Source organism: Mycobacterium sp. (genome assembly GCF_036273375.1).
In the GTDB taxonomy this organism is placed as follows: domain Bacteria; phylum Actinomycetota; class Actinomycetes; order Mycobacteriales; family Mycobacteriaceae; genus Mycobacterium.
In genome coordinates this window covers 1-13,444 of sequence record NZ_DASUHS010000018.1, presented here as the reverse complement: position 1 = coordinate 13,444, position 13,444 = coordinate 1, and the positions used below count along the sequence as shown (strand labels likewise).

Sequence of the window (13,444 nt, the reverse complement as noted above, 5' to 3'; positions counted from 1 at the left end):
CCCCCGGCGCGCCTGCCGCTAGAAGTAGCGGGGGAACCGGCTCCAGTCCGGATCCCGCTTTTCCAGGAAGGCGTCGCGGCCCTCGACGGCCTCATCGGTCATGTACGCCAGCCGGGTGGCCTCGCCCGCGAACAGCTGCTGGCCCACCAGGCCGTCGTCGAGCAGGTTGAACGCGAACTTCAGCATGCGTTGTGCCTGGGGCGATTTGGCGTTGATCTCGCGCGCCCACGCGATGGCCTCCGATTCCAGCTGCCCATGGTCGACGACGGCGTTCACCGCGCCCATGTGGTGCATCTGTTCGGCGGTGTAGGGGCGGCCAAGGAAGAAGATCTCCCGGGCGAACTTCTGGCCGACCTGGCGGGCCAGGTACGCGCTGCCGTAGCCGCCGTCGAAGCTGCCGACGTCGGCGTCGGTCTGCTTGAAGCGGGCGTGCTCCCGGCTGGCCAGGGTGAGGTCGCAGACCACATGCAGGCTGTGCCCCCCGCCGGCCGCCCACCCGTTGACCAGACAGATGACCACCTTGGGCATGAACCGGATCAGTCGCTGGACTTCGAGGATGTGCAATCGGCCGGCGCGGGCGGTGTCGACTGTGTCGGCGGTGTCGCCGCTCGCGTACTGATAGCCGCTGCGCCCGCGGATGCGCTGATCGCCACCGGAGCAGAACGCCCAGCCGCCGTCCTTGGGCGATGGTCCGTTGCCGGTCAGCAACACCACGCCGACGTCGGGAGACATCCGGGCGTGGTCGAGCACCCGGTAGAGCTCGTCGACGGTGTGCGGCCGGAACGCGTTGCGCACCTCGGGGCGATCGAACGCCACCCGCACGGTGGCGTCATCGACGTGCCGGTGATAGGTGATGTCGCTCAGGTCGCCGAACCCGTCGACGGGGCGCCACGCCTGCGCATCAAAGGGGTTGTCACTCAATCTGTTTGAACTCCTACGCCGGGTCCAGCCGGAATACCGGGCACACGCCGGCCAGCGCCTCGAACTCCTCGGGGCGTCCGTCCTTGACCAATCCAGAGCGTTTCATGAAGCCGACGCCGGTGGGCACCTCGGTGGGAAACGCCCGCAAGAACGGCCGGGCCGCGTCGGCGGACAACTCCACCATCCGTACTCGCTCGCAGTGCCGGCCGCGCGCCAGCGTCGCGTAGCCGGCGGCGCGGACGTTGCGGATCCAATCCGCACCCGGAAACCCGGCCACCACATATCTTTTGCCGTCCACCGTCATCGGTGTCACCGGCGTCGACCGGGGCGTTCCGGACTTGCGTCCGGGCACGGTCAACACGACCGGGCTTTCACCGCCGAAGCTCAAGCCGAGCCGCGTCATCCGGATGAAGACCTTGTTCGCCGGCTTCAGCCACCAGGGCGGCTTCACCGATTTGCCACTGGCCATACCAGCGACGTTACTTCAGGCCTGCCGCGCCCCGATGCCGAGTGTGAAACCAGCTTCACGTTCGGTCCCGAGTGTGAAGCCAGCTTCACGTTCGGCGCGAGGGAAACCTCAGCCGACGGAGCGCGCGGCGCCCTCCCAGAACTGCGCACGCACGGCCTTCTTGTCCGGCTTGCCCAGCCCGGTCAACGGCAGCGATTCGGCGAGCACCACGCGCTTGGGCGACTGCACCGAGCCCTTGCGGTCCTTGACCGCGGCCTGGATCTCGGCGGTCATCTTCTCGATCGCCGCGTCATCGCGGGGCGCATCGGAGCGCAGCACGACCACCGCGGTGACGGCCTCGCCCCACTTCTCGTCCGGCGCGCCGACCACGCACACCTGGGCGATGGCCGGATGCTCGGCGACGACGTCCTCGACCTCGCGCGGGAACACGTTGAAACCGCCGGTGACGATCATGTCCTTGACCCGGTCGACGATGAAGTAGAAGCCGTCCTCGTCCTCGCGGGCCATGTCGCCGGTGTGCAGCCAGCCGTCCTTGAACGTCTCGGCCGTCGCCTCCGGCAGGTTCCAGTAACCGCCCGCCAACAGCGGTCCGCTTACACAGATTTCGCCCGGCTCGCCCTGCGGGACCGGCTTGCCATCCTCGCCGAGCAGCGCCACCCGCGCGAATAACGTGGGGCGCCCGCAGGATGTCAGCCGCTTCTCGTCGTGCTCGCCCTTGGCCAGATAGGTGATGGCCATCGGCGCCTCGGACTGCCCGTAGTTCTGGGCGAAGATCTGGCCGAACCGGCGGATCGCCTCGGCCAGCCGCACCGGGTTGATCGCCGACGCGCCGTAATAAACGGTCTGCAGCGACGACAGGTCGCGGGTGTGCGAATCCGGATGGTCCATCAGCGCATACAGCATCGACGGCACCAGGAATGTGGCCGTAATGCGCTTGGATTCAATGGCTTTCAGCACCTCTGCGGGGTCGAACTTGGGCAGCACATGCATCTCGCCGCCCTTGATCAGGGTGGGCAGGAAATACGCGGCCCCGGCGTGCGACAGCGGGGTGATCATCAAGAACCGCGGGTCCTCCGGCCACTCCCATTCCGAGAGCTGGATCTGGGTCATCGAGGAGATCGACTGCGCGGTGCCCATCACGCCCTTGGGCTTGCCGGTGGTGCCGCCGGTGTAGGTGAGGCCGATGACCTGATCCGGCGGCAGATCCGCGGCGGTCAGCGGCTGCGGGTCGTACTTGGCCGCCTCGGCCGCCAGGTCGACCACTTGTCCTTTCAGGCCGCTCAGTGCCTCGGGCACCGGGCCGATGGTGAGGATCTGCTTGAGCCCGGGCACCTTCTCCAGCAGACCCAGCGCGCGCTCCACGAACATCGGGTTGGGGTCGATGATCAGCGAACTAATGCCGGCGTCGTTGAGCACGTAGGCGTGGTCGTCCAGCGAGCCCAGCGGATGCAGGGCGGTGCGCCGGTAGCCCCGGGTCTGGCCGGCACCGATGATCAACAGCACCTCGGGGCGGTTGAGTGACAGCAGGCCGACCGCGACGCCGGTGCCCGCGCCCAGCGCCTCGAACGCCTGGATGTACTGGCTGATCCGCTCGGCCATCTGACCACCGGTCAGCGTGGTGTCGCCGAGGAACAGCACCGGCTTGGTCTTGTGGCGCTTGAGCGCGCCGACTAGCAGGTGGCCGTTGTGGGTCGGGTTGCGCAACAGGTCGTCACTCATGTGGCCAGACTAGAACGTGTTGCAATTTGGGTCAGCCGCACCCTGTTCGACGCCGGCAATCAGTACGATTCCTCCCCATGGCCGATGCAGATCTCGTCGTTACCGGAACCATCCTGACCGTCGACGAGGCGCGGCCCACGGCCGAGGCGCTCGCCGTGGCCGACGGCAAGATCATCGCCGTCGGCACCCGGACCGAGGTCGCCGAATCCGCCGGCCCCGGCACCCGGACCCTTGATGTCGGTGACGGCTGCGTGATGCCGGGATTCGTTGAGGCGCACGGGCATCCGCTGATGGAGGCCGTCGCCCTGTCGGACCGCCTCGTCGACATCCGGCCGGTCACGATGCGCAACGCCGACGAGGTCGTCGCCGCGATCCACTCCGAGGTCGCCCGGCGGGGATCCGACGGCGCCTTCCTCAACGGCTGGGATCCGCTGCTGCAGAGCGGCCTTCCGGAACCGACGCTGAGCTGGCTCGACGACATCGCGCCCGACAGCCCACTGGTGATCATCCACAACTCCGGGCATAAGGCCTACTTCAATTCGCGCGCCGCCAAGCTTCATGGGCTGGACCGCGAGACCCCGGACCCCAAAGGCGCCAAGTTCGGCCGCGACGCCGACGGTGAACTCGACGGCACCGCCGAGGAGACCGGCGCGGTGTTCCAGCTGCTGGCCGGAGCCATCGACTTCGCCGACTACCCGCAGATGCTGCTCGCCGAGTGCGCCCGGCTCAACCGCGCCGGTCTGACCACCTGCTCGGAAATGGCCTTCGACCCGAACTTCCGGCCGGTGGTCGAGCAACTGCGCGAGCGGCTCACGGTGCGGCTGCGCACCTACGAGATCTCCAACCCGCAGATGTCCACCGCCGCCACACCCGGGCAGGGCGACGACATGCTGCGGCAGGTCGGCATCAAGATCTGGGTCGACGGCTCGCCCTGGATCGGCAACATCGACCTCTCGTTTCCGTATCTGGACACCGAAGCCACCCGGATCATCGGCGTCACGCCGGGATCCTGCGGCTGCGCCAACTACACCGCCGAGCAGCTGCACGAAATAGTCGGCGCGTACTTCCCACTGGGCTGGCCGATGGCCTGCCACGTGCAGGGCGACGCGGGCGTGGACACCATCCTCGACGTGTACGAAGAGGCGTTGCGCCGCCATCCGCGCGACGACCACCGGCTGCGGCTCGAGCACGTCGGCGCCATCCGGCCCGAGCAGCTGCAGCGCGCCCACGACCTCGGGGTGACCTGCAGCATCTTCGTCGACCAGATCCACTACTGGGGCGACGTCATTGTCGACGGCCTCTTCGGCGAGGAACGCGGAACCCGTTGGATGCCAGCCGGATCCGCGGTCGCCACCGGGATGCGCATCTCCCTGCACAACGACCCGCCGGTTACGCCCGAAGAACCGCTGCGCAACATCAGCGTGGCGGTGACCCGCACGGCGCCGAGCGGCCGGGTGCTCGGACCCGAAGAGCGGCTGACCGTGGAGCAGGCGATCCGCGCACAGACCATCGACGCGGCCTGGCAGCTGTTCTCCGACGATGTGATCGGGTCGCTGGAGGTCGGCAAGTATGCGGACCTGGTGGTGCTCTCTGCCGATCCGCGAACGGTGCCCCCCGAGCAGATCGCCGACCTGAAGGTGCGGGCGACCTATCTGGCGGGCCGCCAGGTCCACAGCGCGTGACGCCGACCCTCGAGGACCTGCTCGACCGCCTGCACGTGGTGGCGCTTCCGATGCGGGTGCGGTTCCGCGGCATCACCACCCGCGAAGTGGCGCTGATCGACGGCCCGGCCGGGTGGGGCGAATTCGGGGCCTTTGTCGAATACGAGCCGCGCGAGGCCGCGCACTGGCTGGCGTCGGGCATCGAAGCCGCCTACCGAAAGCCGCCGCCGACCCGTCGCGACCGCATCCCGATCAACGCGACCGTGCCGGCCGTGCCCGCCGCGCAGGTGGGCGAGGTGCTCGCTCGCTTCCCCGGGGCCGGCACCGCCAAGGTGAAGGTGGCCGAGCCCGGGCAGACGCTGGCCGACGACGTCGCACGGGTCAATGCCGTGCGCGAACTGGTCCCGACGGTGCGGGTGGACGCCAACGGCGGCTGGAGCGTCGAGGAGGCCGTGCAGGCCGCGGCCGCGCTGACCACCGACGGGCCGCTGGAATACCTCGAACAGCCTTGCGCGAGCGTCAACGAGCTCGCGGAGCTGCGCCGGCGCCCGGATATGCCAGACGTGCCGATCGCCGCCGACGAGAGCATCCGCAAGGCCGACGACCCGCTGGCCGTGGTCCGCGCGCACGCCGTCGACATCGCGGTACTCAAAGTCGCTCCGCTGGGCGGGATTTCGGCCATGCTCGAGATCGCTGCGCAGATCGATATCCCGGTCGTGATCTCCAGCGCGCTGGATTCGGCGGTGGGAATCGCCGCCGGCCTGACCGCCGCGGCGGCCCTGCCGCAACTTCGACACGCTTGCGGCCTGGGCACCGGCGGGCTGTTCGTCGACGACGTCGCCGAGACCGCAGCGCCCGTCGACGGCGCCCTGGCGGTGGGCCCGGTTACGCCCGACCCGGAGCGGCTGCGGGCGCTGCGGGCGGCGCCGGAGCGGCGGCAGTGGTGGATCGACCGGGTCAAGGCCTGCCATCGGTTGCTTGTACCGTCTTCCGGGTGATGAACCTGGCTTACGACGACCGCGGCTCCGGTGAGCCCGTGGTATTTATCGCCGGCCACGGCGGCGCCGGACGAACCTGGCACCCTTATCAAGTCCCCGCCTTTGTGGCGGCCGGTTACCGCGTCATCACCTTCGACAATCGCGGAATCGGTGCCACGGAGAACGCGCAGGGTTTCTCCACGCAAACCATGGTCGCCGACACCGCGGCGCTGATCGAGGGCCTGAATGCGGCCCCGGCCCGCATCGTCGGGATGTCGATGGGCGCGTTCATCGCGCAGGAGCTCATGCTGGCCCGGCCCGAGCTGGTCAGCTCGGCGGTGCTGATGGGCACGCGGGGCCGCATGGACCGCTCCCGGCAGTTCTTCCGCGACGCCGAGGCCGAGCTGTCCGACACCGGTGTCGAGCTGCCGCCCGCGTACGACGCCAAAATCCGCCTGCTGGAAAACTTTTCCCGCAAGACGCTCAATGATGACACCGCGGTCGCCGACTGGATCGCGATGTTTTCCACCTGGCCGATCAAGCCCACCCCGGGCATGCGCGCGCAGCTCGATATCGCGCCGTACACCAGCCGATTGACCGCCTACCGCAGCATCACGACCCCGGTGCTGGTGATCGGCTTCTCCGACGACTTGCTGACCCCGCCGCATATGGGCCGCGAGGTCGCGGACGCGCTGCCCAATGGCAGTTACGTGCAGATACCCGACGCAGGTCATCTCGGTTTCTTTGAGCGACCGGACGCCGTCAACGCCGCCATGCTCAAGTTCTTCGGCGACGCCGAGGGCTGAGTGACCCGGCGGGCATCGTCAGCGGGCTGTGACACTCTGTAGGAATGAACCCCTCGACGACACAGGCTCGCGTCGTCGTTGACGAGCTGATTCGCGGCGGTGTCCGCGACGTGGTGCTTTGTCCGGGTTCGCGGAACGCCCCGCTGGCTTTCGCGTTGCAGGACGCCGACCGGTCCGGCCGCATCCGCCTGCACGTCCGCATCGACGAGCGCACCGCCGGCTATCTGGCCATTGGCCTGGCCATCGCCGCCGGCGCGCCGGTCTGCGTCGCCATGACGTCCGGCACGGCCGTCGCCAACCTCGGCCCGGCGGTGATCGAGGCCAACTACGCCCGGGTGCCGCTGATCGTGCTGTCGGCCAACCGGCCCTACGAGCTGCTGGGCACCGGGGCCAACCAGACCATGGAGCAGCTGGGCTACTTCGGCACGCAGGTGCGGGCCACCATCAGCCTGGGCCTGGCCGAGGACGCCCCCGAGCGGCTGGATTCGGCCAACGCCACCTGGCGATCGGCCACGTGCCGGGTGCTGGTGGCCGCCACCGGATCCCGTACCGCCAACGCCGGCCCGGTGCAGTTCGACATCCCCCTGCGCGAACCCCTGGTGCCCGGTCCCGACCCTCAAACGGCGACGCCGCAGGGCCGCCCGGGCGGGCGGCCGTGGACCTATGCCCCGCCGGTCAGCTTCGACCAGCCGCTGGACATCGACCTGTCACCCGACACGGTCGTCATCGCCGGGCACGGCGCGGGTGTGCAGCCCAACCTGGCGCAGCTGCCGACCGTCGCCGAGCCGACGGCGCCCGCCCCGGCCAACCCGCTGCACCCGCTGGCGCTGCCCCTGCTGCGGCCCAAGCAGGTGATCATGCTCGGTCGCCCCACGCTGCACCGGCCGGTGTCGGCGTTGCTCGCCGACCCGCAGGTGCCGGTATTCGCGCTGACCACCGGGCCGCGCTGGCCGGACGTTTCGGGCAATTCCCAGGCCACCGGGACCCGGGCGGTCACCGTCGGGGCGCCGAACCCGGCTTGGCTGCACCGCTGTGCGGAGTCCAACCGGCACGCGCTGGCCGCCGTCCGCAGCCAACTCGACGCGCACCCGCTGACCACCGGCCTGCACGTCGCGGCGGCCGTGGCGGACGCGCTTGCGCCCGGCGATCAGCTGGTACTCGGGGCCTCCAACCCGGTCCGCGACGCGGCGCTGGTCGGCCTGGACACCCGTGACATCCTGGTGCGGTCCAACCGCGGCGTCGCCGGGATCGACGGGACGGTCTCCACTGCCATCGGGGCGGCTCTCGCCCACGAACGCGAGGGCGGCCCGGACAGCCCGGCGCGCACCGTCGCGCTGATCGGCGACCTGACGTTCGTACACGACAGTTCCGGGTTGCTCATCGGCCCCACCGAGCCCATCCCGCGCCGGCTGACGATCGTCGTCTCCAACGACAACGGCGGCGGCATCTTCGAATTGCTCGAACAGGGTGACCCGCGGTTCTCCGACGTCTCGTCACGGGTTTTCGGCACACCGCACGACGTCGACGTGGGCGCGCTGTGCCGCGCCTACCACGTCGAGAGCCGGCAGATCGAGGTGGGCGAATTGCCCACGGCGCTCGACGAATCCGGACCCGGAATGCGGGTGCTGGAGGTCAAGGCCGACCGGTCGTCGCTGCGGCAGCTGCACGCCGCGATCAAGGCCGCGCTATGAGGCGCACATAGATGGTGACATCTCCAAAAACTCTGCTGCGCTTACTGATTCATGGACGTAGTGACGAACCGCCGAAAACGCGTGCCAGGATTGCGTTGCGGTGGGCCAGAATTGCGGTGCTGATCGTCGCCGGCCTGGTCACGTTGCAGTCCATGCTGCTGGTGGCCGGCGCCTGGCGCGACGACCTCGCGATCACCCACAACATGGGTGTCGCGCAGGCGGAGGTGCTCAGTGCCGGACCGCACCGTTCCACCATCGAATTCGTCACCCCCGAGCGAGTCACCTATCGTCCCGAGCTCGGTGTGCTCTACCCGTCCCATTTGGCCACCGGGATGCGGATCTACGTCGAGTACAACAAGAACGATCCCAACCTGGTGCGCGTGCAGCATCGCAATGCCGGGCTGGCGATCATCCCGGCCGGGTCCATCGCGGTGGTCGGCTGGCTGGGCGCGGGGGCGATCCTGATCGCGCTGGCGCTGCTGGACAAGTGGCTCGACCGGCGCGACGTCCCCCCGGACGCAACCGAGAACCCGACCGCCAAAAGCGCCGGACCTGCAAATTTCGCATGACGTATGCCCGCAGGCAACCTTATCGACAGCCGACGCTGACACGGTAGTGAGGTGCGCGTTGCCATCGTCGCGGAATCCTTCCTCCCCGAAGTCAACGGTGTCAGCAACTCGGTGATCCGGGTGCTCGAGCATCTGCGCCGGACGGGTCACGAAGCCCTCGTCATCGCCCCTGACACACCTCCTGGCCAGCCCCGGGCAGATCGCATTTACGACGGGATCCGCGTTCACCGGGTGCCGTCGCGGATGTTCCCCAAGGTGACCACCCTGCCGCTCGGTGTGCCCACGCCCCGGCTGGTGAAGGTGTTGCGCGGATTCGATCCCCACGTGGTGCATTTGGCTTCGCCGGCGCTCCTGGGCTACGGCGGGGTGCGGGCGGCCCGCTGGCTGGGGGTGCCGACGGTCGCGGTGTATCAAACCGACGTTCCGGGCTTCGCGGCCAGCTACGGCATTCCGATGACCGCGCGGGCCGCCTGGGCGTGGTTCCGTCATCTGCACGGCCTTGCCGACCGCACCCTGGCGCCATCCAGTGTGACCATGGAATCGCTTGTCGCTCATCGGTTTCCGCGGGTACACCGGTGGGCACGCGGTGTCGACGTGCTGCGGTTCGCGCCGTCCGCGCGCAACGAGGTGCTGCGACGCCAGTGGTCGCCGCGGGGCAGGCCCATCGTCGGGTTCGTGGGTCGCCTCGCGCCCGAGAAACACGTCGAGCGTCTCATCGGGCTGGCCGCCAACGACGCGGTTCAGCTCGTCATCGTGGGTGACGGTGTCGACCGCATCAAGCTGCAATCGGCAATGCCGACAGCGGTTTTCACCGGCGCGCTGTACGGCGAAGAGCTCGCCGCGGCGTACGCCAGCATGGACGTGTTCGTGCATCCCGGCGAGCACGAGACGTTTTGTCAGGTCGTGCAAGAAGCGCTGGCGTCGGGGTTGCCGGTGATCGCCCCCGACGCCGGCGGCCCACGTGACCTCGTCACGCCGTGGCGTACCGGTTTGTTGCTGGGCGTCGACGAGTTCGAGGCGAGGCTGCCCGCGGCCGTCACCCATTTGATCGACGAACGCCACCGCTACGCGCTGGCCGCCCGGCGCAGCGTGCTCGGCCGGAGTTGGCCGGTCATCTGTGACGAGCTGCTCGGCCACTACGAGGCGGTCCTGTCGCCGTTTGCCCGCCGGCGGCTGTTCGCCAAGCGGTACGCGCAGGGCGAGTGAGCGAGCGGTCAGTCCCTATGACGGGTCGAATTCTATTGGCAGCGTGGCCGGTCCGCTGATAGCGGTGAGGGGTTTCCATGGGGCGGGGCCGGTGCGATGGGCGTTGGGCATGCGCCGTGCCATGACCGTCAGGGCTTCGGCGAGCTCCAGTCGGGCCAGGTTGGCCCCCAGGCAATAGTGCATGCCGGCGCCGAAAGTCTGCATCGCCGCAGCTCCCACGCGGGTGATGTCGAGTCGGTCGGGGTCGTCGTAGACGGCGGGGTCGCGGTTTGCTGCGGCAGTGTTGGCGATCACCAGTGTGCCGGCCGGGATCATGAACCCGGCGACCTCGACGTCCTCGAGGGCAACGCGGAGGGTGGCGCCTGCGATCGGTGAATGCCGCATCGTCTCTTCGACCGCGTTTGCCGCGAGCTCGGGATGCTCGGCCAGCAGCGCCCACTGGTCGGGGTGATCGCACAGCACGTGTACTGAGGCGGCCAACTGGTTGCGCGTCGTGTCCGTGCCGGCCATCAACAGCCCCGCCACCAGCATCCGCAGCTCTTCGGCGTTGAGGCGATCGCCGTCGTCCTCGGCGCGGATCAGATCCGAGAGCAGGTCGTCGGTCAGCGTGAGCCGCCGCTGGGCGACCATGTCGTCGATGTAGGCGTCGAGCTCATCCCATGCCGCCAAGATGGTCCGCTGGTGGGCGGCGACCTCCCAGCTGAAGGCCTTGAAGATGTCGTCTGTCCACTCCGAGAACAGCTTCCAATCCTGCGCCGGGGCGCCCAGAAGCGCACAGATGATCGGGATTGGATATTGACGGGCAATGTCGCTGACGACGTCGCAGCGCCCGGTGGTGGTGTGATGGTCCACGAGTTCGTTGATCACCTCGACGATCGTGGTGCTCAGCCGCGCGGTGGCTCGCGGTGTGAAGGCCTTGGACACGAGGCGGCGCAGCCGCTGGTGCGCCGGGCCGTCAAGGCTGATCAGGTTCGTCGCGACCCGCTCCCACAGCGGGCCACTGGTGATGCCTTGTGAAGCCAGGAACATGCCCTGTGGCACGCGAAATCGCGGGTCACGCAGGACGGTTCGAACCAATTCATAGGTCAAAAACTCCGGCCCATGGGGGCCGATGGCAATAGGCGCCTGTTGTCGCGCCTGGCGAATGATCGTGTGTGCCTCTTCCAGGCTCTGGCAATGCTCATAATCAATCGTCGGAAGTCCGGCATCAAAGACGCTCGGGCGGATCGGCGCGTCAGTCGTAATGGTCATGGTGGCCCCCGAAGTCGGCGGTGAAGTACCTTCATGCCCCAGCCTTGAGGTCTTGGCCACCCAGCACATGCGTAGACGACTACCTGTCTTGCCCCACGAGTACTTGCCGCCCGGTGCGCGACCAGGTGACCCACCGCCTATCCTTTGAGGACTCTGCAAACTTTGGGGCCCGATCGGCGGAGGGTCGAATGACGGCCATAGCGGCGTGCCAAACCTGTGGCACCGAGCCTCTGGAGAACGCCCGGTTTTGCCACGGCTGCGGCTCACCAGTCAAAAAACCCGATACCCGCGCGGAATACAAGCAGGTCACCGTTCTGTTCGCCGATGTAGTGCACTCGATGGACATCGCGGCGTCGGTGGGTGCGGAACGGCTCCGAGAGATCATGGCGGACGTCGCCGATGTCTGCGCGGCGGTGGTGCAGCGGTATGGCGGCACCGTGGACAAGTTCACCGGCGACGGCATCATGGCAGTGTTCGGCGCGCCGATTGCGTTGGAGAACCACGCCGTTCGCGCCTGCTTGGCGGCGTTGGGGGTTCAGGAGGAGACGAAGCGGCTTGCCGTCGACGTCGACGCCCGCGACGGTGTAGATCTGCAGTTGCGGGTGGGACTCAACTCCGGTCAGGTGATCGCGGGCGAAATCGGCTCGGGACCTTTCGGTTACACCGCCATAGGTGAGCAAGTCGGCATGGCTCAGCGGATGGAATCGGCGGCTCCGCCCGGCGGGGTGATGCTCAGCGCGTCGACAGCGCGACTCGTCGAAGGCGCGGCGAATCTCGGTGAATCCGAGTTGGTTCAGATCAAGGGTTCAAACGCGCCGGTTCCGGCCCGTCGGCTGCTGGGCATGGGCGACGAACAGCGCGGTGCCTGGCATGCCGAGTCGAAGCTGATCGGCAGGGGCGGCGAGATGTCGGCAGTCGAGGGCGCGCTGGAGCGCGCACTCGATGGCCACGGCGTGATTGTCGGCGTGGTGGGGCCAATGGGCATCGGCAAGAGCCGTCTGGTGCGCGACGTCTCTGCCATGGCTGCCGTTCGGGGCATCGACGTGTTCGCCGCCTCCTGCGAATCACACACCAGCCAGATCCCGTTTCACGGCGTGGGGCGGCTGCTACGCGCGGTCACAGGCATCAAGGGCCTTGACCCGCCCGACGCCCGGGCACGGATACGGGCCCAGGCTCGCGACGCGGAGCCGGAGGACTTGTTGCTCTTGAACGACCTGCTGGGCATCGCCGATCCCGATGTGGAGCTACCCAAGATCGATCCCGAAGCGCGCAGGCGGCGGTTGACGGCGCTGGTCAACGCCGCGTCGCTCGCCCGCGAAACCCCGGCGCTTTATGTCATAGAAGACGCCCACTGGGTCGATGAGGTCAGCGAGTCGCTGCTGGCCGATTTCATCACCGTAATCCCGAAGACACGCGCGCTGGCACTGGTCACCTATCGCCCCGAATATCAAGGTGCGTTGAGCCGGGTTGCCGGTGCAGGAACCATTACCCTTTCGCCACTGAGTGATCCGGAGACCGCAGGACTGGTCTCGCAGCTGCTCGGGGCACACCCGTCAGTCGGTGAGTTGGCCACCATGATCACCGAGCGGGCCGCCGGAAACCCGTTCTTCGCCGAAGAAATAGTGCGGGATCTTGCTGATCGCGGTGTACTGCAAGGCAATTCGGGAGCGTACATCTCGACGACAGCAGGTGCTGCGGTGCGCGTGCCTGCCACGCTGCAAGCCACTATCGCAGCGCGCATCGACCGGCTGGGCGCGAAGGCGAAACGCACCCTGAGCGCGGCGGCGGTCATCGGCTCGAACTTCGACCGGGATCTCCTGGAATCGTTGGGCATCGAGCCCCTGCTCGAGGAACTGGTGTCAGCCCAGCTCATCAATCAGGTCGGGCCCAGCCGGAAACCCGAGTATGTGTTCTACCATCCGCTGATTCGGACGGTGGCCTACGAATCGCAGCTCAGATCGGATCGCGCCGAACTGCACCGGCGCATTGCGGCTGTGATCGAATCACGTGCCCCGGCGGCGGCCGATGAAGACGCCGCCTTGATCGCCGGACATTTGGAGGCCGCCGGCGATGAGCACGGCGCTTACGGCTGGCACATGCGAGCCGCAGCATGGGCAACCAACCGTGACATCGCCGCGGCGTGGCTGAGCTGGGAACATGCCCGAACGATCGCC

At 68.1% G+C, this 13,444-nt stretch carries 11 protein-coding genes; 7 read left to right on the top strand and 4 right to left on the bottom strand.

Going from position 1 to position 13,444, the window contains the following annotated elements; translation table 11 throughout:
• Positions 1 to 18: 18 nt before the first annotated feature.
• The 3 genes from VFW69_RS01955 to fadD8 form a co-directional block, all read right to left on the bottom strand.
• Positions 19 to 921: a 1,4-dihydroxy-2-naphthoyl-CoA synthase gene (locus VFW69_RS01955; protein WP_526497620.1), complete on the bottom strand. Its 903-nt coding sequence runs from the start codon at positions 919 to 921 to the stop codon at positions 19 to 21.
• A gap of 13 nt (positions 922 to 934) precedes the next feature.
• Complete coding sequence (locus VFW69_RS01950; protein WP_526497618.1) at positions 935 to 1,390, bottom strand: nitroreductase family deazaflavin-dependent oxidoreductase; 456 nt, start codon at positions 1,388 to 1,390, stop codon at positions 935 to 937.
• A gap of 108 nt (positions 1,391 to 1,498) precedes the next feature.
• A complete protein-coding gene (gene fadD8, locus VFW69_RS01945) occupies positions 1,499 to 3,109 on the bottom strand; it encodes a fatty-acid--CoA ligase FadD8 (RefSeq protein ID WP_526497616.1) in 1,611 nt (536 codons plus the stop codon).
• A 77-nt stretch (positions 3,110 to 3,186) separates the two neighbouring features.
• Here fadD8 and VFW69_RS01940 point away from each other — a divergent pair, with 77 nt between their 5' ends.
• From VFW69_RS01940 to VFW69_RS01915, 6 genes are read left to right on the top strand one after another with little or no spacing between them, the layout of a single operon-like run.
• Complete coding sequence (locus tag VFW69_RS01940; RefSeq protein WP_526497614.1) at positions 3,187 to 4,791, top strand: amidohydrolase; 1,605 nt, start codon at positions 3,187 to 3,189, stop codon at positions 4,789 to 4,791.
• Complete coding sequence (locus VFW69_RS01935) at positions 4,788 to 5,768, top strand: o-succinylbenzoate synthase (RefSeq protein ID WP_526497612.1); 981 nt, start codon at positions 4,788 to 4,790, stop codon at positions 5,766 to 5,768. Before VFW69_RS01940 ends, VFW69_RS01935 begins: the two co-directional genes overlap by 4 nt.
• Positions 5,765 to 6,553 (top strand): alpha/beta fold hydrolase, encoded by a 789-nt coding sequence (locus tag VFW69_RS01930; protein ID WP_526497610.1) that lies wholly within the window; start codon positions 5,765 to 5,767, stop codon positions 6,551 to 6,553. Before VFW69_RS01935 ends, VFW69_RS01930 begins: the two co-directional genes overlap by 4 nt.
• Before the next feature lie 44 nt (positions 6,554 to 6,597).
• Complete coding sequence (gene menD / locus VFW69_RS01925; RefSeq protein WP_526497608.1) at positions 6,598 to 8,244, top strand: 2-succinyl-5-enolpyruvyl-6-hydroxy-3-cyclohexene-1-carboxylic-acid synthase; 1,647 nt, start codon at positions 6,598 to 6,600, stop codon at positions 8,242 to 8,244.
• Positions 8,245 to 8,258: 14 nt separating this feature from the next.
• The gene (locus VFW69_RS01920; RefSeq protein ID WP_526497712.1) at positions 8,259 to 8,813 is read left to right on the top strand and encodes a DUF3592 domain-containing protein; all 555 of its coding nucleotides are present in this window, start codon (positions 8,259 to 8,261) and stop codon (positions 8,811 to 8,813) included.
• Positions 8,814 to 8,864: 51 nt separating this feature from the next.
• Positions 8,865 to 10,019, top strand: coding sequence for a glycosyltransferase family 4 protein (locus VFW69_RS01915; protein WP_526497606.1), 1,155 nt, complete (start codon positions 8,865 to 8,867; stop codon positions 10,017 to 10,019).
• 15 nt (positions 10,020 to 10,034) lie between these two features.
• Here VFW69_RS01915 and VFW69_RS01910 read toward each other — a convergent pair whose 3' ends face one another.
• Positions 10,035 to 11,270 (bottom strand): cytochrome P450, encoded by a 1,236-nt coding sequence (locus tag VFW69_RS01910; protein ID WP_526497604.1) that lies wholly within the window; start codon positions 11,268 to 11,270, stop codon positions 10,035 to 10,037.
• Positions 11,271 to 11,458: 188 nt separating this feature from the next.
• Between VFW69_RS01910 and VFW69_RS01905 the strand changes: the two genes are divergently transcribed.
• Positions 11,459 to 13,444 (top strand): ATP-binding protein (locus VFW69_RS01905; protein ID WP_526497602.1); only part of this gene is annotated, 1,986 nt, incomplete at its 3' end.

Excerpts from the sequence above, each read along its gene's own strand:
- VFW69_RS01950 (WP_526497618.1), bottom strand. The coding sequence starts at position 1,390 with ATGGCCAGTGGCAAATCGGTGAAGCCGCCCTGGTGGCTGAAGCCGGCG.
- fadD8 (WP_526497616.1), bottom strand. The coding sequence starts at position 3,109 with ATGAGTGACGACCTGTTGCGCAACCCGACCCACAACGGCCACCTGCTA.
- VFW69_RS01940 (WP_526497614.1), top strand. The coding sequence starts at position 3,187 with ATGGCCGATGCAGATCTCGTCGTTACCGGAACCATCCTGACCGTCGAC.
- menD (WP_526497608.1), top strand. The coding sequence starts at position 6,598 with ATGAACCCCTCGACGACACAGGCTCGCGTCGTCGTTGACGAGCTGATT.
- VFW69_RS01910 (WP_526497604.1), bottom strand. The coding sequence starts at position 11,270 with ATGACCATTACGACTGACGCGCCGATCCGCCCGAGCGTCTTTGATGCC.